The sequence below is a fragment of the Methanoculleus receptaculi genome, assembly GCF_033472595.1.
Classification (GTDB): Archaea; Halobacteriota; Methanomicrobia; order Methanomicrobiales; family Methanoculleaceae; genus Methanoculleus; species Methanoculleus receptaculi.
In genome coordinates this window covers 1,755,692-1,773,553 of the sequence record NZ_CP137642.1, presented here as the reverse complement: position 1 = coordinate 1,773,553, position 17,862 = coordinate 1,755,692, and the positions used below count along the sequence as shown (strand labels likewise).

The 17,862-nt window shown below is 60.9% G+C and carries 29 protein-coding genes and 1 tRNA gene; 27 read left to right on the top strand and 3 right to left on the bottom strand.

Features of this window, described 5'->3' with window-relative positions:
* The first annotated feature begins 15 nt into the window (after nucleotides 1-15).
* The 5 genes from R6Y96_RS09170 (at nucleotide 16) to R6Y96_RS09150 (ending at nucleotide 2,784) form a co-directional block, all read left to right on the top strand.
* A complete protein-coding gene (locus tag R6Y96_RS09170; protein ID WP_318621066.1) occupies nucleotides 16-411 on the top strand; it encodes a DUF2703 domain-containing protein in 396 nt (131 codons plus the stop codon).
* Between the two features lie 4 nt (nucleotides 412-415).
* Complete coding sequence (locus tag R6Y96_RS09165; RefSeq protein WP_318621065.1) at nucleotides 416-823, top strand: arsenate reductase ArsC; 408 nt, start codon at nucleotides 416-418, stop codon at nucleotides 821-823.
* Complete coding sequence (locus R6Y96_RS09160) at nucleotides 824-1,171, top strand: putative zinc-binding protein (protein ID WP_318621063.1); 348 nt, start codon at nucleotides 824-826, stop codon at nucleotides 1,169-1,171.
* 211 nt (nucleotides 1,172-1,382) lie between these two features.
* On the top strand, nucleotides 1,383-2,345 hold the full coding sequence (locus R6Y96_RS09155) for a permease (protein ID WP_318621062.1): 963 nt from the start codon (nucleotides 1,383-1,385) through the stop codon (nucleotides 2,343-2,345).
* Between the two features lie 40 nt (nucleotides 2,346-2,385).
* Complete coding sequence (locus tag R6Y96_RS09150; protein WP_318621061.1) at nucleotides 2,386-2,784, top strand: ArsR/SmtB family transcription factor; 399 nt, start codon at nucleotides 2,386-2,388, stop codon at nucleotides 2,782-2,784.
* Nucleotides 2,785-3,094: 310 nt separating this feature from the next.
* Here R6Y96_RS09150 and R6Y96_RS09145 read toward each other — a convergent pair.
* Nucleotides 3,095-3,179, bottom strand: a tRNA-Leu gene (locus R6Y96_RS09145).
* A 335-nt stretch (nucleotides 3,180-3,514) separates the two neighbouring features.
* Here R6Y96_RS09145 and R6Y96_RS09140 point away from each other — a divergent pair.
* The 19 genes from R6Y96_RS09140 to R6Y96_RS09050 are packed head-to-tail and all read left to right on the top strand — an operon-like array spanning nucleotide 3,515 to nucleotide 14,537.
* A complete protein-coding gene (locus R6Y96_RS09140) occupies nucleotides 3,515-4,000 on the top strand; it encodes a hypothetical protein (RefSeq protein WP_318621060.1) in 486 nt (161 codons plus the stop codon).
* Entirely contained in the window at nucleotides 3,997-4,239 is a 243-nt protein-coding gene (locus R6Y96_RS09135; protein WP_318621058.1) for a DUF2109 domain-containing protein, read from the top strand. Before R6Y96_RS09140 ends, R6Y96_RS09135 begins: the two co-directional genes overlap by 4 nt.
* Nucleotides 4,232-4,468, top strand: a complete 237-nt coding sequence (locus tag R6Y96_RS09130; RefSeq protein WP_318621057.1) for a DUF2108 domain-containing protein — start codon at nucleotides 4,232-4,234, stop codon at nucleotides 4,466-4,468. The genes R6Y96_RS09135 and R6Y96_RS09130 overlap by 8 nt, the downstream gene beginning before the upstream one ends.
* Entirely contained in the window at nucleotides 4,458-4,697 is a 240-nt protein-coding gene (locus R6Y96_RS09125) for a DUF2107 family protein (protein WP_318621055.1), read from the top strand. Before R6Y96_RS09130 ends, R6Y96_RS09125 begins: the two co-directional genes overlap by 11 nt.
* Nucleotides 4,694-5,158, top strand: coding sequence for a DUF2106 family protein (locus tag R6Y96_RS09120; protein ID WP_318621054.1), 465 nt, complete (start codon nucleotides 4,694-4,696; stop codon nucleotides 5,156-5,158). The genes R6Y96_RS09125 and R6Y96_RS09120 overlap by 4 nt, the downstream gene beginning before the upstream one ends.
* A complete protein-coding gene (locus tag R6Y96_RS09115) occupies nucleotides 5,158-5,760 on the top strand; it encodes an EhaG family protein (RefSeq protein ID WP_318621053.1) in 603 nt (200 codons plus the stop codon). The genes R6Y96_RS09120 and R6Y96_RS09115 overlap by 1 nt, the downstream gene beginning before the upstream one ends.
* A complete protein-coding gene (locus R6Y96_RS09110) occupies nucleotides 5,753-6,421 on the top strand; it encodes a hypothetical protein (protein WP_318621051.1) in 669 nt (222 codons plus the stop codon). The genes R6Y96_RS09115 and R6Y96_RS09110 overlap by 8 nt, the downstream gene beginning before the upstream one ends.
* A 6-nt stretch (nucleotides 6,422-6,427) precedes the next feature.
* Complete coding sequence (locus tag R6Y96_RS09105) at nucleotides 6,428-6,631, top strand: hypothetical protein (RefSeq protein WP_318621049.1); 204 nt, start codon at nucleotides 6,428-6,430, stop codon at nucleotides 6,629-6,631.
* A gap of 1 nt (nucleotide 6,632) precedes the next feature.
* Nucleotides 6,633-7,478: a respiratory chain complex I subunit 1 family protein gene (locus tag R6Y96_RS09100; RefSeq protein WP_318621047.1), complete on the top strand. Its 846-nt coding sequence runs from the start codon at nucleotides 6,633-6,635 to the stop codon at nucleotides 7,476-7,478.
* Entirely contained in the window at nucleotides 7,475-7,726 is a 252-nt protein-coding gene (locus tag R6Y96_RS09095) for a hypothetical protein (protein WP_318621046.1), read from the top strand. The genes R6Y96_RS09100 and R6Y96_RS09095 overlap by 4 nt, the downstream gene beginning before the upstream one ends.
* On the top strand, nucleotides 7,723-8,106 hold the full coding sequence (locus R6Y96_RS09090) for a DUF1959 family protein (protein ID WP_318621045.1): 384 nt from the start codon (nucleotides 7,723-7,725) through the stop codon (nucleotides 8,104-8,106). Before R6Y96_RS09095 ends, R6Y96_RS09090 begins: the two co-directional genes overlap by 4 nt.
* The gene (locus R6Y96_RS09085) at nucleotides 8,103-8,558 is read left to right on the top strand and encodes an NADH-quinone oxidoreductase subunit B family protein (RefSeq protein WP_318621043.1); all 456 of its coding nucleotides are present in this window, start codon (nucleotides 8,103-8,105) and stop codon (nucleotides 8,556-8,558) included. The genes R6Y96_RS09090 and R6Y96_RS09085 overlap by 4 nt, the downstream gene beginning before the upstream one ends.
* Nucleotides 8,555-9,643 (top strand): hydrogenase large subunit, encoded by a 1,089-nt coding sequence (locus tag R6Y96_RS09080; protein WP_318621042.1) that lies wholly within the window; start codon nucleotides 8,555-8,557, stop codon nucleotides 9,641-9,643. The genes R6Y96_RS09085 and R6Y96_RS09080 overlap by 4 nt, the downstream gene beginning before the upstream one ends.
* 4 nt (nucleotides 9,644-9,647) lie before the next feature.
* Nucleotides 9,648-10,259 (top strand): 4Fe-4S binding protein, encoded by a 612-nt coding sequence (locus R6Y96_RS09075; protein WP_318621041.1) that lies wholly within the window; start codon nucleotides 9,648-9,650, stop codon nucleotides 10,257-10,259.
* Nucleotides 10,256-10,645, top strand: coding sequence for a molybdopterin dinucleotide binding domain-containing protein (locus R6Y96_RS09070; RefSeq protein WP_318621040.1), 390 nt, complete (start codon nucleotides 10,256-10,258; stop codon nucleotides 10,643-10,645). Before R6Y96_RS09075 ends, R6Y96_RS09070 begins: the two co-directional genes overlap by 4 nt.
* A complete protein-coding gene (locus tag R6Y96_RS09065) occupies nucleotides 10,635-11,924 on the top strand; it encodes a formylmethanofuran dehydrogenase subunit B (protein ID WP_318621038.1) in 1,290 nt (429 codons plus the stop codon). The genes R6Y96_RS09070 and R6Y96_RS09065 overlap by 11 nt, the downstream gene beginning before the upstream one ends.
* Nucleotides 11,921-13,621 carry a formylmethanofuran dehydrogenase subunit A gene (locus R6Y96_RS09060; protein WP_318621037.1) on the top strand — a complete coding sequence of 567 codons (1,701 nt, stop codon included), beginning with the start codon at nucleotides 11,921-11,923 and terminating at the stop codon, nucleotides 13,619-13,621. The genes R6Y96_RS09065 and R6Y96_RS09060 overlap by 4 nt, the downstream gene beginning before the upstream one ends.
* Nucleotides 13,618-14,388 carry a formylmethanofuran dehydrogenase subunit C gene (locus tag R6Y96_RS09055; RefSeq protein WP_318621036.1) on the top strand — a complete coding sequence of 257 codons (771 nt, stop codon included), beginning with the start codon at nucleotides 13,618-13,620 and terminating at the stop codon, nucleotides 14,386-14,388. The genes R6Y96_RS09060 and R6Y96_RS09055 overlap by 4 nt, the downstream gene beginning before the upstream one ends.
* A complete protein-coding gene (locus R6Y96_RS09050) occupies nucleotides 14,388-14,537 on the top strand; it encodes a DNA helicase PriA (protein WP_318621034.1) in 150 nt (49 codons plus the stop codon). The genes R6Y96_RS09055 and R6Y96_RS09050 overlap by 1 nt, the downstream gene beginning before the upstream one ends.
* 4 nt (nucleotides 14,538-14,541) lie before the next feature.
* Here R6Y96_RS09050 and R6Y96_RS09045 read toward each other — a convergent pair whose 3' ends face one another.
* Complete coding sequence (locus R6Y96_RS09045) at nucleotides 14,542-14,808, bottom strand: DUF1922 domain-containing protein (RefSeq protein ID WP_318621032.1); 267 nt, start codon at nucleotides 14,806-14,808, stop codon at nucleotides 14,542-14,544.
* A gap of 575 nt (nucleotides 14,809-15,383) precedes the next feature.
* Here R6Y96_RS09045 and R6Y96_RS09040 point away from each other — a divergent pair.
* Complete coding sequence (locus R6Y96_RS09040) at nucleotides 15,384-16,136, top strand: coenzyme F420-0:L-glutamate ligase (protein WP_318621031.1); 753 nt, start codon at nucleotides 15,384-15,386, stop codon at nucleotides 16,134-16,136.
* On the opposite strand, the gene R6Y96_RS09035 is transcribed toward R6Y96_RS09040, so the two are convergent.
* On the bottom strand, nucleotides 16,133-16,291 hold the full coding sequence (locus R6Y96_RS09035) for a preprotein translocase subunit Sec61beta (RefSeq protein ID WP_214023088.1): 159 nt from the start codon (nucleotides 16,289-16,291) through the stop codon (nucleotides 16,133-16,135). The genes R6Y96_RS09040 and R6Y96_RS09035 overlap by 4 nt on opposite strands.
* 45 nt (nucleotides 16,292-16,336) lie before the next feature.
* Here R6Y96_RS09035 and R6Y96_RS09030 point away from each other — a divergent pair, with 45 nt between their 5' ends.
* Nucleotides 16,337-17,383 carry an amidohydrolase family protein gene (locus R6Y96_RS09030; RefSeq protein ID WP_318621028.1) on the top strand — a complete coding sequence of 349 codons (1,047 nt, stop codon included), beginning with the start codon at nucleotides 16,337-16,339 and terminating at the stop codon, nucleotides 17,381-17,383.
* A 36-nt stretch (nucleotides 17,384-17,419) separates the two neighbouring features.
* Complete coding sequence (locus R6Y96_RS09025) at nucleotides 17,420-17,848, top strand: universal stress protein (RefSeq protein WP_318621027.1); 429 nt, start codon at nucleotides 17,420-17,422, stop codon at nucleotides 17,846-17,848.
* Nucleotides 17,849-17,862: the final 14 nt, after the last annotated feature.

The following is a 17,862-nucleotide window of genomic DNA, read 5'->3' as shown; positions in this document are numbered from 1 at the left end:
TCAGGAGAGATCGATATGGTAGAACAGGAACTCGTCGTCGAATGGCGGCATATTGGAAGAGACATCGAGAACACCTGCGAGAGGTGCGGCGAGACGGGACGTGCAGTGATGGACGTCGTCGAAGAGATACGCCCCATCCTCGAGGAAGAGGGCATCACGGTCCGGGTTGTCGAGACGCCCCTCGAGAACGCGGCAATCGGAGAGTCGAACAGCATCCTCTTCAACGGCATGCCGCTTGAGGACCTGATCGAGGGCATGGAAGTTACCAGCACGCCCTGTGCCTCCTGCGCCTGCATCACCGGGCAGGACGATGCAACGTGCCGTGCGGTCGAGTATGACGGCGAGCGCTACGAGTCGACCCCGCCGGAGCTGATCGCCCGGGCGGTGCTGAAAGCGCTCGGGCTGGAGTGATACCGTGAAGAAGAAAGTCCTCTTCGTCTGCACCCACAACTCCGCCCGCTCGCAGATGGCGGAGGGGTACATGAACGCCCGCTACGGCGACCGCTACGAGGCCTTCTCGGCCGGCACGGTACCTGGAACCCTGAACCCCTATGCGGTCCGGGCGATGGCCGAGATCGGGATCGACATCTCCGGCCACCGCTCAAAGGATCTCGGTGAGTTCGACGAACAGGAGATGGATCTCCTTGTCGCCGTCTGCGAGGGCGGGATCTGCCCCTTCTTCCCCTGGGCGAAGGAGGAGATCCATCAGGAGTTCCCGGACCCGTCGAACCTCGCCGGCACCGACGAGGAGATCATGGAAGGCGTCCGGCGGATCCGGGACGAGATTACGGGTTGGATCGACGCGACGTTCGGGGGGAACTGATTGGCGGTCACTGTCATCGCCTGTTCGGGGATCTCGAACACCGGGAAGCTGACCGCCCAGACGGGGGCGATGCTCCTCCACTGCTCCTGTGGAGCGGTCGAGGCCTGCATCGCGGCCACCCGGCCGACGGCGGCGCTGGAGACTGTGATCCGGCACGCGGATCGCGTCCTGGTGCTGGACGGGTGCGCCGACTGCTGCGGGAAGAAGAAACTCAGGGCGCTCGGCATCGAGCCGCACCTGCATATCGTTGCGACCGACTGCGGCATCGCAAAGAACGGGATGGCCGAACCGCGGTTCGACGAGATCAAGCGCCTTTCGGCCGCCGTGCTTGAGGCGATCCGGCGGTGAACCGCGGGCTGTCCTCGACACGCGCCGGATGCCCCGGTGCGGCCGCGCTCGCCCCTGTTTTTCAGGCGGTGCCCCTGACGCGGGAGATCTCTGGTCTCCCCGCCGCCTATCCTGATCGTGGCCTTCACCGGCATCCGACGCAGCGTGTCACCGCCACCATCGCAAAAGGATACTTATATATGTATATTCGAATATACGAATATATGGTATTATGATAGGCATCAACGATCTTGTCGACGTGGTCCAGACGTTCCTGGTCATCACCGCCGAACTTGTCCTGCTCTTTATCGGGATCAGTTTTGTCGTCGGACTCATCCAGGAATACGTCCCGGAAGAGAAGATCAAACGCGCGCTCACCAGCAGGTACCCGGTGCTCGGAACCGCCATGGGAGCCGTCTTTGGTGCCCTCACGCCGTTCTGCTCCTGCTCGACGATTCCGGTGCTGGTAGGGCTGCTGAAGGCGAAAGTTCCCTTCGGGGCAAGTATGGCATTCCTCTTCGCGTCGCCGCTCTTAAACCCGATCATCATCTTCCTGGCCCTCGCATTCGTCGGCCCGTTTCCGACGCTGGTTTACGGCGTCATTGCATTCATTATCGCCGTCCTTTCCGGTCTTACGCTCGAACGCCGCGGGTACCTGCGATTCGTGAAAGCGGTTGGAACAGAGAAGAGTAGTGATGAGGGGACAGCGGCAGCCGGATGTTGTTCCTGCGCGTGCGGGACCGCCGGCGTAGCGCCGCCCACCCATAGTACGCGCATGCGTTCGGCGTTCGGGTTTGCGTTCACGCTTTTCCGCCAGGTACTGCCGTACCTCGTCCTCGGTGCCGCCATAGGGGCCTTCATCTACGGTTTTGTCCCGGAAGACCTGATCGTCTCCCTCGCGGGACCGGAGAACCCGCTCGCTATCCCGGTCGCAGCGATCATCGGCATCCCCATGTATATCCGGGCAGAGACGATCATCCCCATCAGTGCCGTACTTGCTGCCAAGGGGATGGGGGTCGGTGCGGTCATGGCGCTCATCATCGGCGGGGCGGGCGCGAGCATTCCGGAAGTGACCCTTCTTGCTTCGATATTTGAGCGCAGGCTTGTCGCAGCATTCGTCGCCACGGTGCTGGGGGTCGCGATCCTCACCGGCATCGTCCTGCAGGCGTTCCAGCTCGGGGGCGTGATCGCATGAATCTCACTGGATCCGCGCGTATGAAAGGAGGTGGCGGCATATGACCGTCCGGTCGCATCGCCGGGAGGCTGACAATCTTCACTCCTATGTCACGATCTTTAAGGCTCTCTCGGATGAGACCCGGCTCAGAATCTTCCTTCTGCTCGGGGAAGGCGAGCTCTGCGTCTGCCAGATACAGGTGGCCCTCGCGATGCCCCAGACGAAGATCTCGCGTCACCTCACAGTTCTCCGCCATGCAGGCCTGGTGACCGCTCGTCGCGATGGGCTGTGGATGTACTACTCGCGTGCGGAATCGGAGTCCCCTTTGCTCCGGGTGCTTACGGAATGCCTCACCAGCCGGCTGGAGGCCGATCCGGACCTTATGAGATCGGTGGTGTCCGATCAGAGGTATGCCTCTCTATCCCCGGAGGAGATCGCACGGATGGCAAAGGAGACGTAGGAGCCCGGAGCTGCTGCCAGGGAACGTCGTTCCTGCGGTGTTCACGCTCCTGTCCTACGGACGGTCGCGTAACAAACCGTCGCACTCTCCGGCCAGTCACCCCTCGCCTGCCTTCCAGCTCGCCAGGCCTCGTGACCCGACCTACCTTGAAATGAAGCGCATCCGTGCTGGAGTGCGGTCAGGGTAGCGCGGCAGATCATGTGAGCGAAATTGCGGCGGCGGAGGTAGTGCAGGAGTCAGTGATCCCCTCCCGGTCGCGTGAGTACGATGATCCTCGATCGGAGGAAATAAACCTTGAAAATTGTGCGTATGCGGGGGAAGGGATTCGAACCCTTGAACTCCTTCGAGACTGGACCCTAAATCCAGCGCCTTTGACCTGGCTCGGCAACCCCCGCGTGCATATATGTCGGTGCCGGGAGAATTATACTTGTTCCCCGGCGCCGGAGGCACGCCGTCCGGGAGGTGGCGTGCGCGGTACCGCCCGCACCCGGATCTGATCCGAAAACTCTTCACGTCTCCTGGATCAGGGAATGGCGGTCAAATAAATCCTTTAATGCATACGTGGGAAAATATATTGTGTATAAAATACGTTACATTATATACAAAATTAACCAGGCCCTGTCATGCCGAAGATGCGCCGGAGTCGAATTTCGGCCGAATCGGGCCCGAAATGTTAACAACAAAACCTTTATTGAATTGATCGACCGTATTTTCCATTAGTTGAGCTAGAATGCTGGACGAGTTCCTCCATATCCTGGCGGCAGCGACCATCAGCTGGATTCTCTTCGTGACCGTCGATATTCTCTTCAGGTTGCCGGAAGCGGGGGGCGTCAGCGGAGCGTCTGCCGTCGCGCGGGATATCGAAGCCGGCGGCGGCGCTCTTGCCGGCGGCACCATGATGGGAAACATCGTCTGCTCCCCCGACGCCTCGGCCGGGACGCTCCTTGCTGCCTGCGGAGTCTACGTCGCCGGTATCCCCGGCGGGCTCATCGCGGCCGCGTTCGTCTTCATCGGCAACCGCATCTGCCACGATCCCGGCTACGCCGGGACCACCGGCGCAGTCCTCGCCACGTTCGTCGTCTACGGCTTCACCCAGGTCGGTTTTGCTGCAACAGACTTTATCGCCGGCATGGTTGTCGCCATCCTCACCATCCAGGGGCTATCTCACGTTCACGCGAGCAGGCTTCTTGCACGGCTCTGGAGGGTCCGGCAGTGATCGCGCTCTACCTCGTGGCCGCTCTGGCGGTTTTTGCCGCGATCAGGGCGACTCTTGAGAAGAACACCGGCAGAAAGCTCCCCTACGTGAACGTCATGAACTTCGCCATTGCCGCCTCGATCGTCCTGCTGCTCAACCATCCTCTCTCCCTCGTTGCGGCCGCGGCCTACTTCGTCGGCTCGACGCTCGAGGCAAACGCCATAGCGAGCACGTATGCGGGGGGTGAGCGGCATGGATGACCTCCTCGTCCTTCTCTTCGCGGCCGTGGCGCTCATCGGGGCGGTGAGCGCCCACCTCCAGCGGGATCGCTTCGACAAGCTGATCGCTGTCGGGATCACCTTCGGCGGCATCGCACCATTCATCGCCGCCCGCGGCTACCTGGACGTCCTCATCGCCGTCAGCCTGATTGTTCCCGTCACCACGATCATCATACTGCTGATCTGCGGGAGGGATGCCCATGACGCCTGAGTTCGTCCTCGGTTGCATCATCCTCATCGTCGGGGTGATCGCTGCCGGGTTCCCGCGCCCGATGACCTACCTCGGGAGGCTGATCAGCCTCGAGATCCCCGCGTTCGGCCTCCTCCTGATCATGCTCGCCTATGACGAGATGCTCGCCCTACTGACGTTCATCGGGGTTACGGCGATCTCGACCTTCGTCCTCGTCCGGGTTATCGAGCGCAAGGAGGCCGTAGAATGACGCCAAACCGGTCGATCATCACCCGGATATCCGCGACGACTTCAAGGGTCGAGAACCTCACCGCGCTGTATGCGCTCCTTGCAATCGTTGTCGTCATACTCGGCCTCGTCACCCTGCCGTTCATCGCCTACCAGGACGACCAGCTCTACCCCAAAACCCTCGACCCCGCAAGCACCCTCGATCCCTACGACCGGGGCGGCGTGCCCTTCGGGACGACCCCCGTGAAGGCGCAGTACCCTGAGAACTCGCCCTACGTCGGTTACGTGACCGCTTACCTGACACCGTTCAGCCAGTGGCTCGCCGATATCACCCACCATATGGGGACGACGATCGTCGCTCACCCGGGCGGCATCCTCGACGAGATTCTCTACAACACCCGGGGGCTGGATACCGTCGTTGAGACGAGCATCCTCTTCGTAGCGTTCGGGATTGCAAGTTACCTCTTCAGGAGGGATGGTTGATGGAGATTGCCTACCCGGTCGGTCTGGTCGTCGTCGCGGCTGCGATCATCATCGGGTTTACCGCCCTCGTCCGGGAGAAGGACGATCTGCACCGGATCCTCCTCACCGATCTCGCGGAGATCCTCGCCCTCGTCCTGATCGCGCTCGTCGCCACCGACCTTGCCGAGGCGCTCATCCTCCCGGGGCTCGTCGTCGGGATATCCGAACTGATGGCCATCTCGGAGGTCTACATCACGAAGGAAGGGCTCCGGGCGCCGGCGGGCCCGGCGTTCCGAATCGAGGTGATGGACAGTGCTCCGGGCATCCTCGCGCTGATTCTGGTCGCCTACGGCATCGTCCTATCGGGATTCACCGGCGGAGTAATCGCCGCGGTCGGCGTGGTCTTCTACTTCATGTGCCGGGGACACGCCGAGCGGTTCGAGTTGATCGAGACCGTAAGCGGCTACGCGTGGGCGTTCTGGATAGGAGCATTCTTTATCTTTATGTTCCTTCCGGGGTACTGGTTCTTTGCTGTGATGATCGCCGGAGGAGCAATCCTCATCAAGGTGATGGCAAAGATGTCCCTTGTGGGAACGATGCGGGGAGGTGGTCCGGATGTTTAATCTCCCGACGCCGAACATCGGCGGGCCGGAACTCTTCGTGCTGGAGTTCGGCGACATCGTCGCTTACTTCAGCCCCTACACCGCAGTGCTCTTCGTCTTTGCCCTCATCTTCACGATGCTCGTCATCGTGAGCCGCCCGGAGCGGCAGGTGGATATCGCGTTCGGCGGCGACGCCTACTACACGAAGGAGGTCGACCCGGACCTCCTGCGGTTCCAGCGGTTCATGGCGATCGCCTGCGGGCTCGCTACGCTCGGGGCGATGGTGACCGGGGACGTCTTCAACTTCACCCTCTTCGCCTCGATGGTGGGGATCACGAACATCGGCATCGTCGCAGCCTACCGGAACCGGCATGTCTTAAACGCCGCGTTCCAGTACGGTATCGTTGCGATGCTCGCCACAGTCCCGCTCTTTGGGGGCGCGGCGATCATCCTCGCGAACACCGGCACGTTGAGCATGTGGGAACTCTTCACCGGCGCGGTGGCGGTTCCCCTCTTCGCGAAGGCGTTCCTGGTGCTCGGCGTCATGGGAGAGGGCATGGCGCCGTTCTACATTGCAAAGGCGGAGATCACGAGAGCGCAGGGAGCGCCGTTCATCCTGATGATCCACGTCAGTTCGCTCCTCCTCTTCCTGCGCGTAATAGAAATCGTCCTATCGATGTGATGAACTATGAAGAAACAGACTGCACTGATCGTCGGGCTTGCCGCGGGGTTGGTTGCGGCGGCGACCGGGTTGCTTGCCGCTCTCGGCTACCTCCCGGCCCTGGCCGCGGAACTGATCGCGGTCGTTGCGTTCCCGGCTTTCGTCATCTTCATCGCATTGTGGTGGAACGCAAAACCCGGAGAAGAAGATATCCCGTTCATAGGATACTGACATGATCGAATACCTGCTCTTTGCCACCTTCATCGGCCTGCTCTTCCACGGCATCCACCGGAAAGTCATCGCGAGGATCCAGGGACGCCCCGGACCGCCGATCTGGCAGGAGATCCTGCATACCCTGAAGTTCTCCTTCAAGGAGACCTGGATTCCAAAGACAGCCAGTCAGACGCTCTTTGTGGGGATCGTCTTTGTTGCGATCGCCATCTGGAGCGGGGCCCTCTTCATCCTCCTCACGGGAGGCAGCATCCTGATCCTCTTCGGGATCTATCTGCTGCACAAGATCGTGGAGCACGGGATGGGGCTCTCGACGGGCTCGCCGTACACGAAGTTCGGGGCTATACGGTCGGTCATCTCGGCAGCGTCGGAGCTGCCGCTCCTGGTCACCGTCGTCGCGATCTACTTCTTCACCCGCTCGCTCGCGATCGCGGATATCACGGCCTACCAGGAGGTGCACGGCCCGCTCCTCGGCATCGCGTTCCCGGCGGCCGTGGCGATGTATCTCGTGATCCTCTCCAAGATGCACTACGGCCCGTTCTCGATCATCGAGGCAAAAGAGATCGTGAGCGGGAACATGACCGAACACTTCGGAGTCTGGCGCGCCGGGCTCGAGGTGGCGTACGCCCTCAAGACCTACGTCCTCCTCTACGCGTTCGTCCTCATCTTCATCGGATCGCTGCCGCTTGCCCTGACGCTGCTCCTGATGCTCCTCGTCCTGGTATCGCTCTCGTTCGTCTGTGCCATCACCCCCATGCTTTCGCCCTACGACACCGTGACGGTGCAGAGCCTGGTGACGGGCGCGCTCGTCATCTACATCCTCATCCTCGGGGTGATCGTGGGATGAGCGCGTTACGGCTCCTGATCACGGCGGGAGCGGTCTTCTACGTCATGGTATTCCTTGTCCAGATCGCCCAAAACGGGAGCGTGACCGGCCAGGCACTGGCAGGAGTCATCCTGCTCGCCGTCGCCGCGACCCTCACCTGGATGCACGACGAACTCGCCCTGAAACGCTACGAGACGGCGCTGCTCTGGGTGATGGTGCTCGGGTTTCTCGCCTACGCGGTGGCAAACGCGTCGGGGGTGCTTGCGTGAAGTTCCTCTATGAGAAAGACCTCCGGCCTCTGAAGTACAACATACTGACGAGCACAAAACACGATGCGGCCGTCAGAGCGATTGCGCGCCGGCTCGGCGTGAGTGATGCAAAACTGCGCAGGCTGCTGATCCAGCGTCTCGATATGTCGCTGCTGGAGAACATAGAGACCCGCTGGGAGATGGGGCTGCGGTATGCCGATGAGGGCGACCCGCTGGCAAAGGAGCTCGGGTGCGAACTCTTCACACGGTATATACCGCTTCTGGACATGGAGAGGATGAAAGAGATCTACGAAGAGACCAGAGCGCTGGCCCGGGATATGCCCATTGAGGAGGCAATCGCGAGAGGCAGGGAGCGGATCAGGGAGGCGGTCATATCATGAGCATACTCCAGAGCATAAAAAACGCCGTTCGGTCGAGGTCGATCCACGTCAGTTACGTCGATGTCGGCTCATGCAACGGCTGCGACATCGAGGTGCTTGCCTGTCTTGCTCCCCGCTATGATATCGAGCAGTACGGGATCTACGTCCACAACAACCCCCGTGAGGCTGATATCCTCCTGGTGATAGGCTCCGTAACGCCTCAGTGGGTGGACAAACTCCGCGACATCTGGGATAAGATCCCGGAGCCGAAAGTGGCCGTCGCTATCGGGAACTGCCCGATATCGGGGTGTGTCTATGCCCGGAAGGGTTCTTTGACTACTCCACCGGTCAAGAACTATATACCCATAGCCGCAGAGGTTCCGGGCTGCCCTCCACGACCAACGGAGATCCTCTCTGCCATTCTCTCGGTTGCACCGCTGATATTCAAGGATTACGAGGAAAAACAGTCATGAAGAAGACCGTCGACGTCTCCATCCCGCTCGGGCCGATGCACCCCTGCTGGAAAGAGCCCGTCCGCCTCAAGTGCGAGACGGCGGGCGAGCGGGTGCTCCATACCGAGGTCGAGCTCGGCTACATGAAGAAGGGGATTGAGCGGATCATGCGCGGCCGTCCCTGGCAGGAGGTTATGTTCCTTGCCGAACGGGTCTGCGGCATCTGCTCGGTCGTTCACAACATGGTCTTCATCGAGACGATGGAGGAGATCAGCGATATAGCGGTTCCGCCGCGGGCGGCCTACCTGCGGGTTGTAGCGAACGAACTCGACCGGATCGCCAGTCACCTCATTGCGAACTTCTCCTACTGCTACACGATCGAGCACGAGACGCTTGCGATGTACCTCTTAAACACCCGGGAGAGGGTGCTCGACAACCTGGAGCGGATCACCGGTTCGAGGATCAACACCGCCTACATGATCCCTGGCGGCGTCCGGTTCGACCTCCTCCCGGAGGACGCCGCGGTGATGCTCGCCGATCTCGCAAAGGTCGAGGATGAGTTGAAGCGCTACGTCCGGATCTTTGAGACCGGGCCCCTGATAGGGCTCAGGAGCAAAGGGATCGGGTTCATGAGCCGCGAGGATGCGATCCGCGCCCACACAGTCGGCCCAACGGCACGTGCAAGCGGCGTCGAGGACTGCGACCTGCGCCTCCGCCACCCGACCTACCAGGCGCTGGACTTCAAGCAGATAACCCGGACCGAGGGCGACAACTTCGCCCGGGTCATGGTCCGGTTCCAGGAGGTCTTCCAGAGCATCGACCTGATCCGTAAATGCGTAGATACTCTGCCCGACGGCCCCATCCGGGGAGGCGGCCTCTGCAGGGCAGGCGAGGCCTCGTATGCTGGTGAGGCCCCCCGGGGCGAGCTGACCTACACTATCAAGACCGACGAATACGGCAGGGTGGTCGATATCGCGATCCGGACGCCGTCGATCATGAACATCGAGGCTTGCGCCCACTACATGGTGGTGGACGCCACGTCAATCGCCGACGTTACCTCGACGTTCATCAGCAGCGATCCCTGTATCGCCTGCAACGAAAGGTGAAGCGATGCGATCGATCGTCTACTACGTCCGGGAGTTCCTCAGGCCCGAATGGCTCAAGAAGTTCTTCTTCGTAAAGACCGCGCCGCTCGTGACGCCGCCCTACTTCAAGGGCTACCCGACCCGGACGGAGAAGGAGTGCACCGGGTGTTTCACCTGCATGATGATCTGCCCGGCACCCGACGCGATCGCCGTCCTCCGCAGAAAGGAGCAGTGGGAGCCCGAGGTCTACCCGGGTCACTGCATCCGGTGCGGTCTCTGTGTCGAGGCGTGCCCTGAGGGTGTACTCTCAAGCGGCCGCGTCCTGGAACTCGCCGGCCGCGATGCAACGGCGTTCTGGCACTCCTACCACCTGGAGGTCGACGAGAGCCTCTGCATGCGCTGCGGGAACTGCTGTGTCGCATGCCCGATCAACCGCCAGATCGATCCCCGGCTTGCGGCGACAGGGACATCAACAAGCGACGATGTGATCATGCGGGTCAAGGGCGGCCGGGTGCAGATCCTCCACGAGGAGAAGTGCACAGGCTGCAAGACCTGTGAAACCCAGTGCCCGAGCGGCGCGATGCGTGTCGCCCGGATGGTGGAAGGGGTGCAGTTCCTGGACGAGGTGGGGTCATGAAGTTCCTTATGAACACCGGGCGGACGGTCAACCAGGGTGTGACCGTCGAGAACAAGGGTTCGGCAGAGTACGCCCGGGAGGCCTCGACCTGTTTCATGCACGAGTTTGATATGCTCGAACTCGGGGTCGATGACGGCGATCCGATCCTTGTGCGTGGCCCGGCCGGCGAGGTCGTGATGCGTGCGGAAGCGTCGGTCGAGGTTGAGATAGGGACGGTCTTTGTCCCGTACGGGCCCTATGCAAACCACATCCTGGCCGCTGATACCCGTTCCACCGGGATGCCGGACTTCAAGTCTCACGAGGTTGAGATCGAACCGACCGACGAAGAGCCGAAATCGGTTTACGGACTGATGGAAGACCTTGGAGGGCTGGCATATGATCGTTAAAGACGCGGTCTGCCCGTTCTGTGGATGTCTCTGCGACGATATTGAGGTCGAGATCGAGAGCGGCCGGGTGGTCGGCGTCACAAACGCCTGCGACCTGGGGGCGACGAAGTTCCTGGGCGGCGAGAGGCTCAAGACCCCCATCCGGCGCGAGGGGAAGACCTGGAAGGATATCTCCTATGATGAGGCCATTCGATACGCCGCCGAGATGCTCCTTGACGCCGAACGCCCGCTCCTCTACGGCTGGAGCGGCACCCATGGCGAGGCGCAGTGTGTCGGGGTTCACATGGCCGAACTGGTGCGGGGGGTGATCGACAACACCTCCTCGGTCTGCCACGGCCCATCCGTGCTGGCCATCCAGGAGGTCGGGCACCCGGGCTGCACGCTCGGCGTCGTGAAGAACCGGGCGGACGTTGTGATCTACTGGGGGTCAAACCCGATCGACGCCCACCCGCGTCACCTCTCGCGCTACACGTGTTACGCGGAGGGTTTTTTCCTGGAGAACTCGTTCCGCGACCGGAAGGTGATAGTCGTCGATGTCAGGAAGACCCGGACGGCAAACATTGCCGACGAGTTCGTCAGGGTCAGGCCCGGCGGGGATTATGCCGTCCTCTCGGCGCTCCGGGCGATCGTCAGGGGTAAGACCGACACCATCCCGCCGACGGTCGCGGGCGTCACGCGGGACCAGTTGATCCGGGTGGCAGACCTCTGCCTGAACGCGAAGTTCGGGGCGGTCTACTTCGGGCTCGGCCTCACCATGATCCCCGGGAAGTACAAGAACGTTCGGAATGCCATCGAGCTCGTCACGGAACTGAACAGGCACACGAAGTTTACCATATCGGCTATGCGTGGCCACTACAACGTCTACGGTTCGAACGAAGTCAACACATGGATGACAGGCTACCCCTTCGCTATCGACTTCTCCCGGGGCATCGCCTTCTACAACCCCGGGGAGACGACGGCGGTGGACGTCCTGGCTCGCAAAGAGTGCGACGCCGCGCTGATAGTCGGGAGCGACCCGGCCGCGCACTTCCCGCGCAAGTGCATCGAACACCTTGCTGAGATCCCTGTTGTCCAGCTCGACCCCTACCCCAACGCCACCACCGCGTTCTGCAGCGTCCAGATCCCTGTGGCGGTGACCGGGGTCGATGCGGAAGGAACAGCCTACCGGATGGACGGGGTGCCGATCCGGACAAAGAAGGTTGTGTCGAGCGATTACCCCTCCGATGAGGATGTCCTCACCCGGATGTATGCGTTGATGCAGGAGGCTCTGAAGCGATGACCGAACTCCTGGTTAAGAACGCCCATGTGATCGATCCTCTCAGCGGGATCAACGGCGAGACGATGGATATCGCCATCCTTGATGGGAAGATCGTCGAGGAGGTGAGCGCTGCCGCGGATGTGATCGATGCCCGTGGCATGCTCACGATGCCCGGTGGGATCGACTCACACACCCATATCTGCGGGACGAAGGTGAACTTCGGGCGCTACATGAGCCCGGAGGATATGCGGGCGGGGAGGACGCCCCGCCGCGGGCCGATGCACGCCACCTCCGGCTACAGCGTCCCGACGACCTATGGCAACAGTTACCGCTACAGCGTGATGGGCTACACCACACTGCTTGAGGGGGCGATGGCGCCGCTTGAGGCCCGGCACACCCACGAGGAGTTCACCTACACCCCTCTCCAGGACACCATGGCAAACACCCTCTTTGATGGGAACTGGTCGATCATGGAGGCGATCCGCGATGGAGACGTGAAAAGGGTCGCTGCAATCATAGCCTGGATGCTCACAGCGGTGAAGGGGTTTGCCGTCAAGCTCACAAACCCTGGCGGTACCGAGGCCTGGCAGTGGGGCAAGAACGTATCATGCATCCGCGACCCTGTGCCCTACTTTGAGGTGACGCCGGCAGAGATCATCCGCTCGGTGATCGAGGCAAACGAACTCCTCCACCTGCCTCACTCAGTTCACCTCCACTGCAACAACCTGGGCACTCCGGGTAACTACACCTGCACCCTGGGGTCGATGGGTCTTGTCCCTGACCTGAACCCGAAACGCCAGACACTGTATGCAACTCACGTCCAGTTCCACGCCTACGGCGGTTCTGGATGGAAGGACTTCTCTTCAAAGAGCGAGCCGATCGCAAACCTCGTCAACATGCGGCCGCAGATAGTCATGGATATGGGGCAGGTGATGTTTGGCCGGACAACGACGATGACCGCGGATGGGCCGATGGAGTTTAACCTCTACCGCCTCCACCACGAGAAGTGGAGCAACCACGATGTGGAGCTCGAGACGGGTTCGGGGATCATACCGGTCATCTACCGGCGCAAGAACCTGGTCAACTCGATCATGTGGGCGATCGGTCTTGAACTTGCGCTACTCACAAAGAGCCCCTGGCAGTGTCTGCTCACGACGGATAACCCTAACGGTGCGCCGTTTGTCAAATACCCCGAGATCATTGCCCTCCTTATGAGCAGGAGGTACCGTGACGCCGAGTTTGCGAAGGTCCATCCCGATACCGGGTCGAGGGTGCCTCTCCCGGCGATCGACCGGGAGATGGACTGGTACGAGATCGCGGTGATGACACGGGCTGGCCAGGCGCGGGCGCTCGGGATCCAGGATCTCGGGAAAGGCCATCTGGCTCCCGGTGCGGATGCGGATGTTGCGATCTACCCCATGCGGATCGATGAGGTCGACCCCTCGACCGAGTTCCAGAAGGTGATCGACGGGTTTTCCCGGACGGAATACACGATCAAGCGGGGCAGGGTTGTCGCCCGCCGGGGCGAGTGCGTGGTTCACGGAAGCAACGCCACCATCTGGGTCAGGCCGAAGGTCTCTGAGAACTATGATATGGGGAAGGACGCTGATTTCGTCGAGAAGTTCGACCGCTACTACACCGTCCGGATGAGCAACTACCCGGTTCAGGAGAGTTACCTGAGCAGGAGCCGATGCATCGAGACGGAGACGGAACTATGATGAGAGTCACGCTTGCAATGAAACCGATGGGGAGATGGTCCATCCCGATAGAGGCGGAGTCGATCGTCCCTGCGAACTTTCTCTCCGGCACCGATCTCTCTGTCTGGCGGGGGAACCGGGAGCTCGGTATCGAGGAGGCTTTCTCGGTCTTGGTGGAGGGCGATGCCGACCGGGCGGAGGATGTGGAGGTCGTCCTCTCCGGGGAGACCGCCCGGTTGAAGAGGATCGGCGAGTACATGGATGCGGGGAAGATCACCGTCCTGGGGGATATTGGGATGCACTGCGGCAATTTCATGAGCGGCGGGGCGATCGAGATCCAGGGTAACGCCGATGGCTGGCTCGGCCGGGAGATGGCAGGGGGGATGATCATCTGCCGGGGCAACGCCGCCGATTACTGTGCTTCTGGTTACCGCGGCGGCCGTAAGGGTATGACCGGGGGTAGCGTGGAGGTCTTTGGCCGTGCCGGTGATTTCCTGGCGGAGAACCTTGCCGGCGGGACGGTCGTAGTTCACGGCGATGCGGGGGATATGCCCGGCGCCGAGATGCGTGGCGGGACGCTCATCATCCATGGGGACTGCACACGGCCGGCGGCAAACATGAAGGATGGCGCCTGCTACGTCTACGGGACGGCGCGGTGGATGCTCCCTACCTTCAGGAAGGTCGGCACCGCCCAGCAGGATGGGCGGACGCTAATCCGGTTTACCGGCGATGTGGCGAACCGGGGGAAAGGAAATCTTTTTGTCGGGAACTACGAATACCTGGACTGATGGTCAGGCACGAGTGCGGGTTTGACGCCCCGATCCACTGTAAGAGGTGCGGGAGACCGCTGGTCAATAGCAAGCGCATGGGCCTTTACTGCCCGCACTGCGGCAGAAAAGTGAGCATGATCTGTCCTGGCTGCGGTCGCCTCTGGTGAGCGATCAGAGGCGGCTCTTCACCCACCGGGCGTACTCTGCTCTCAACTGGCGGATCTCCTCTTCGTTCAGGTCCGCCTTTCCCGTCCGGTGGAGGTAAGACTCGAGTTGATCCACAACCTGTTCTGCATCCTGGAAGTCATCTGCATCCAGGTATATCGGCACCCGCTCCACATTGATAACCTCACCGCAGATGGGGCAGAGCCTCCAGCGCTGGTAGCGGTCCACGTAGTTGAAGGTCTTGCAGCCCGGGCAACGGATGACGAGATACATGATCAATGGGTGTGTTAGGGTGGCTGGATTTATAATTATCCTTCCCGGTGATCTCCCATTGATGCGGTGCTGGAAGTTGATTCCTTTCACTCAGGTTCTCTCTGAACCCTTCCGAAAATTCCAGTCCTCATCACTGGCACGGCTTCCCACTGGCTGTCATCATTCACTGCCCGCCAACTCTGGAGGGGGCGGGCGGTGGGGGATCTTCCATCCCCTCCAGCGGAAAAAGAGTGTCTGGTTTAGATGCAGGAGACAGGGGAAGGGGCGTTTCGCCCCCTCCCCGTCAGCCTCACCGCCGCCTGGCGATTCCTCCTTGATACACTGCCAGTGAGCGCGTTTCCAGCGTCACGATGAAACCACCTTGAAGGATCCTGTTTCTCGCCCCCGGCACGGCATCCATGTTGTGGCAACCGTTACTTACTGCCGCGTTCGGGGGTGAACTCACCTGAGGGAAGGAGAGCGTGCTTGCCCCCTCGGGATCGGGCGTGCAACGGACCCAGGTAAGCGCGGCATCCAGGTGCATGGAACCCGAGCCTTTTTCTGGAAGCGGAGACGACCACTGATACGTGAATTCGATGGAGATCCAGGTATTCGGTGTTCGGGGTCTTCCCCTGATTCGGCAGGGCGACGACCTGCCAGGTATGATCTGTGAGCTGGTCGCGTTTGAGGACGGTGACATCCTGACGGTTGCCTCATCGGTCTACTCTAAGGCAAAAGGCCTCACCCGTGACCTTGAATCCATTGTCCCCGGTGCTGATGCCGTGCGGATAGCCGGAAAGACAGGAGAAGACCCGCGCTTTGTGCAGGCGGTGCTGGACTCCTCTGCTGCGATCCTGCTCGAAGATCCGTTCATACTCTCCGAACTGCCTTTCGGCCACATCGGTGTGCGGGCCGGCGTCGACCACAGCAACATCGAGGATGGCCGGGTGATCCTCCTTCCCCCCGATCCGATGGCCGCCGCTGCCGAGATCAGGGATGCGATCGATCGGATCAGCGGAAGAGACGTCCGCGTGATAATCACCGATACCTGCGGCCGGGCGTTCCGCCGCGGCCAGACCGGCATCGCCATCGGCTGGGCCGGGATGACAGCCATTTACGACTACCGGGGCGACACCGACCTCTTCGGTCATGTCCTTACGATCACAGAAGAGGCGGTGGTCGACGAGATTGCTGCCTTCGCAAACTTTGTTATGGGCGAGAGCCACGAGGGTGTACCCGCGGTGGTCTTCAGAAACTGCCACACCTGGAAAGGGCACGATGCTGTATACTTCACCCCTGAGGAAGACATCATCAGGGCTGCGCTGCTAAAGGAGCATAAAAAAGATTAGAAGAGGAGATTTAGTATATAAACTGCCACTCCGGTCGCGAGGGCTATCACAAGAACGGCTGTCGGGCTGATATGGATGGCCCGGTGGTCGTCGCTGTCGTAGTAATTGACCAGGCCGGCAGAGGATACCAGTCTCCCGCCAGATTTTTTTGCCATACCAGATAATTATCATTTGCAATATATAAAACCGAGGTTGAACCAATGCGGCAGCCTGAAGATTGCGTCATCACCGGCCGGGCGCTCCTCGGCGAAGAACTCCTGGAAGAGGACGTCAGTATAACCGTCTCGGGTGGTATCATCACCTCGATAGAGCCCGTCTCACGGACGTCCGGTCTCTGGATCGTGCCGGCCTTCTTCAACGCCCACACCCATCTCGGGGACACCGTCGCGATGGACATCCCGGCCCGTGGAAGCCTGGCCGGGCTGGTCAAACCGCCGAACGGTTTGAAGCACCGGATCCTTGCAGCAACCCCGCGCGCCGATCTGGTCAGGGGGATGCGCGCGAGCATCACCACCATGATGGCAACCGGGACGGCCGGGTTTGCCGACTTCAGGGAAGGCGGGGCTGATGGCGTTGCGGCACTGCGCGATGCGGCAGCGGGGCTTGACTGTTTCCCGGTCATCCTGGGCCGCGATGGAGGAGAGACGGTCGGTGACGGGGCGGGGATCAGCAGTGTTCATGACGTGAAAAACGCTGAAGAGATCGTGAGAACAGCGCGTGCCGCAGGGAAACTTGTCGCATTCCATGCCGGGGAGAAGAACCCGGACGACATCGACGAGGCGCTCGCATTTGAACCCGACCTGCTCGTTCACTGCACCCACGCAACAGATGCGCAAATGCGCAGGATCGTCGATATGGGAATACCGGTCGCCGTCTGCCCCAGGTCAAACTGGGTGCTCGGCGTCACGAGATCACCCGCCCACCCACCGATCGCGCGCATTATCGAACTCGGCGGCACCCTTTACCTCGGGACGGACAACGTGATGTTTGTTCAGCCAGATATGCTCCAGGAGATGGCGTTTACCGCAACCGTCTATCGTGCATCCCCGGAAGAGATCCTCCGCGCCGCGATCGCAGGCGCGAGGCTTGCCGGGGTCTCTGGATACCTTGAAGAAGGGCAGAAAACACATTTCCTGGTAATAGATCCGTCGAAGGGCAACCTCTCCTTCAGCAGGGACATCCGTGCGACCATTGTAAAACGGCTGGATTCTTCATCGATCGGCCAAAATATTTTAACCCTGCAATAGAAACCAGATACGCAGTATCTGTTCTGCGTGGTGTGTATGTTCCGTAAAATACTTGTTGCTATAGATGGCTCAGAACAGGCCGACCGGGCTTTCGAGGCTGCTCTCGCTGAGGCCGGTGCCTGGAAAGCCGAGGCTCATGTTGTGTATGTGGTCGAATCGGGGCTCTTTTCATCTCTTCCCATGGACAGCACACTCGAGATAATATACAGTGTCCTGCAGAAAGAGGGTGAAGAGATCCTCGAAGCGGCCCGAAAGAAAGCAGATGCAGCAGGTATTCCGCTGACCCCCCATCTCCGCCAGGGGCACGTGGGATCCCAGATCGTCTCCATGGCAGAGGAACTTGGTGCCGACCTCATCGTCCTTGGCTCATACGGGAAGAGCGGTGTCGATCGTCTCCTGCTCGGAAGCGCAACCGACTACGTGGTGCGAAACAGTCCTGTCACAACGATGGTGGTGAGATCATAACCTCGCCCGAGCAG

Bases quoted from the DNA above. Each gene is read 5' to 3' on its own strand.
- R6Y96_RS09170 (WP_318621066.1), top strand. From the start codon at position 16: ATGGTAGAACAGGAACTCGTCGTCGAATGGCGGCATATTGGAAGAGAC.
- R6Y96_RS09155 (WP_318621062.1), top strand. From the start codon at position 1,383: ATGATAGGCATCAACGATCTTGTCGACGTGGTCCAGACGTTCCTGGTC.
- R6Y96_RS09150 (WP_318621061.1), top strand. From the start codon at position 2,386: ATGACCGTCCGGTCGCATCGCCGGGAGGCTGACAATCTTCACTCCTAT.
- R6Y96_RS09140 (WP_318621060.1), top strand. From the start codon at position 3,515: ATGCTGGACGAGTTCCTCCATATCCTGGCGGCAGCGACCATCAGCTGG.
- R6Y96_RS09130 (WP_318621057.1), top strand. From the start codon at position 4,232: ATGGATGACCTCCTCGTCCTTCTCTTCGCGGCCGTGGCGCTCATCGGG.
- R6Y96_RS09125 (WP_318621055.1), top strand. From the start codon at position 4,458: ATGACGCCTGAGTTCGTCCTCGGTTGCATCATCCTCATCGTCGGGGTG.
- R6Y96_RS09120 (WP_318621054.1), top strand. From the start codon at position 4,694: ATGACGCCAAACCGGTCGATCATCACCCGGATATCCGCGACGACTTCA.
- R6Y96_RS09115 (WP_318621053.1), top strand. From the start codon at position 5,158: ATGGAGATTGCCTACCCGGTCGGTCTGGTCGTCGTCGCGGCTGCGATC.
- R6Y96_RS09110 (WP_318621051.1), top strand. From the start codon at position 5,753: ATGTTTAATCTCCCGACGCCGAACATCGGCGGGCCGGAACTCTTCGTG.
- R6Y96_RS09105 (WP_318621049.1), top strand. From the start codon at position 6,428: ATGAAGAAACAGACTGCACTGATCGTCGGGCTTGCCGCGGGGTTGGTT.
- R6Y96_RS09100 (WP_318621047.1), top strand. From the start codon at position 6,633: ATGATCGAATACCTGCTCTTTGCCACCTTCATCGGCCTGCTCTTCCAC.
- R6Y96_RS09095 (WP_318621046.1), top strand. From the start codon at position 7,475: ATGAGCGCGTTACGGCTCCTGATCACGGCGGGAGCGGTCTTCTACGTC.
- R6Y96_RS09085 (WP_318621043.1), top strand. From the start codon at position 8,103: ATGAGCATACTCCAGAGCATAAAAAACGCCGTTCGGTCGAGGTCGATC.
- R6Y96_RS09080 (WP_318621042.1), top strand. From the start codon at position 8,555: ATGAAGAAGACCGTCGACGTCTCCATCCCGCTCGGGCCGATGCACCCC.
- R6Y96_RS09075 (WP_318621041.1), top strand. From the start codon at position 9,648: ATGCGATCGATCGTCTACTACGTCCGGGAGTTCCTCAGGCCCGAATGG.
- R6Y96_RS09070 (WP_318621040.1), top strand. From the start codon at position 10,256: ATGAAGTTCCTTATGAACACCGGGCGGACGGTCAACCAGGGTGTGACC.
- R6Y96_RS09065 (WP_318621038.1), top strand. From the start codon at position 10,635: ATGATCGTTAAAGACGCGGTCTGCCCGTTCTGTGGATGTCTCTGCGAC.
- R6Y96_RS09060 (WP_318621037.1), top strand. From the start codon at position 11,921: ATGACCGAACTCCTGGTTAAGAACGCCCATGTGATCGATCCTCTCAGC.
- R6Y96_RS09055 (WP_318621036.1), top strand. From the start codon at position 13,618: ATGATGAGAGTCACGCTTGCAATGAAACCGATGGGGAGATGGTCCATC.
- R6Y96_RS09050 (WP_318621034.1), top strand. From the start codon at position 14,388: ATGGTCAGGCACGAGTGCGGGTTTGACGCCCCGATCCACTGTAAGAGG.
- R6Y96_RS09045 (WP_318621032.1), bottom strand. From the start codon at position 14,808: ATGTATCTCGTCATCCGTTGCCCGGGCTGCAAGACCTTCAACTACGTG.
- R6Y96_RS09040 (WP_318621031.1), top strand. From the start codon at position 15,384: ATGGAGATCCAGGTATTCGGTGTTCGGGGTCTTCCCCTGATTCGGCAG.
- R6Y96_RS09035 (WP_214023088.1), bottom strand. From the start codon at position 16,291: ATGGCAAAAAAATCTGGCGGGAGACTGGTATCCTCTGCCGGCCTGGTC.
- R6Y96_RS09030 (WP_318621028.1), top strand. From the start codon at position 16,337: ATGCGGCAGCCTGAAGATTGCGTCATCACCGGCCGGGCGCTCCTCGGC.
- R6Y96_RS09025 (WP_318621027.1), top strand. From the start codon at position 17,420: ATGTTCCGTAAAATACTTGTTGCTATAGATGGCTCAGAACAGGCCGAC.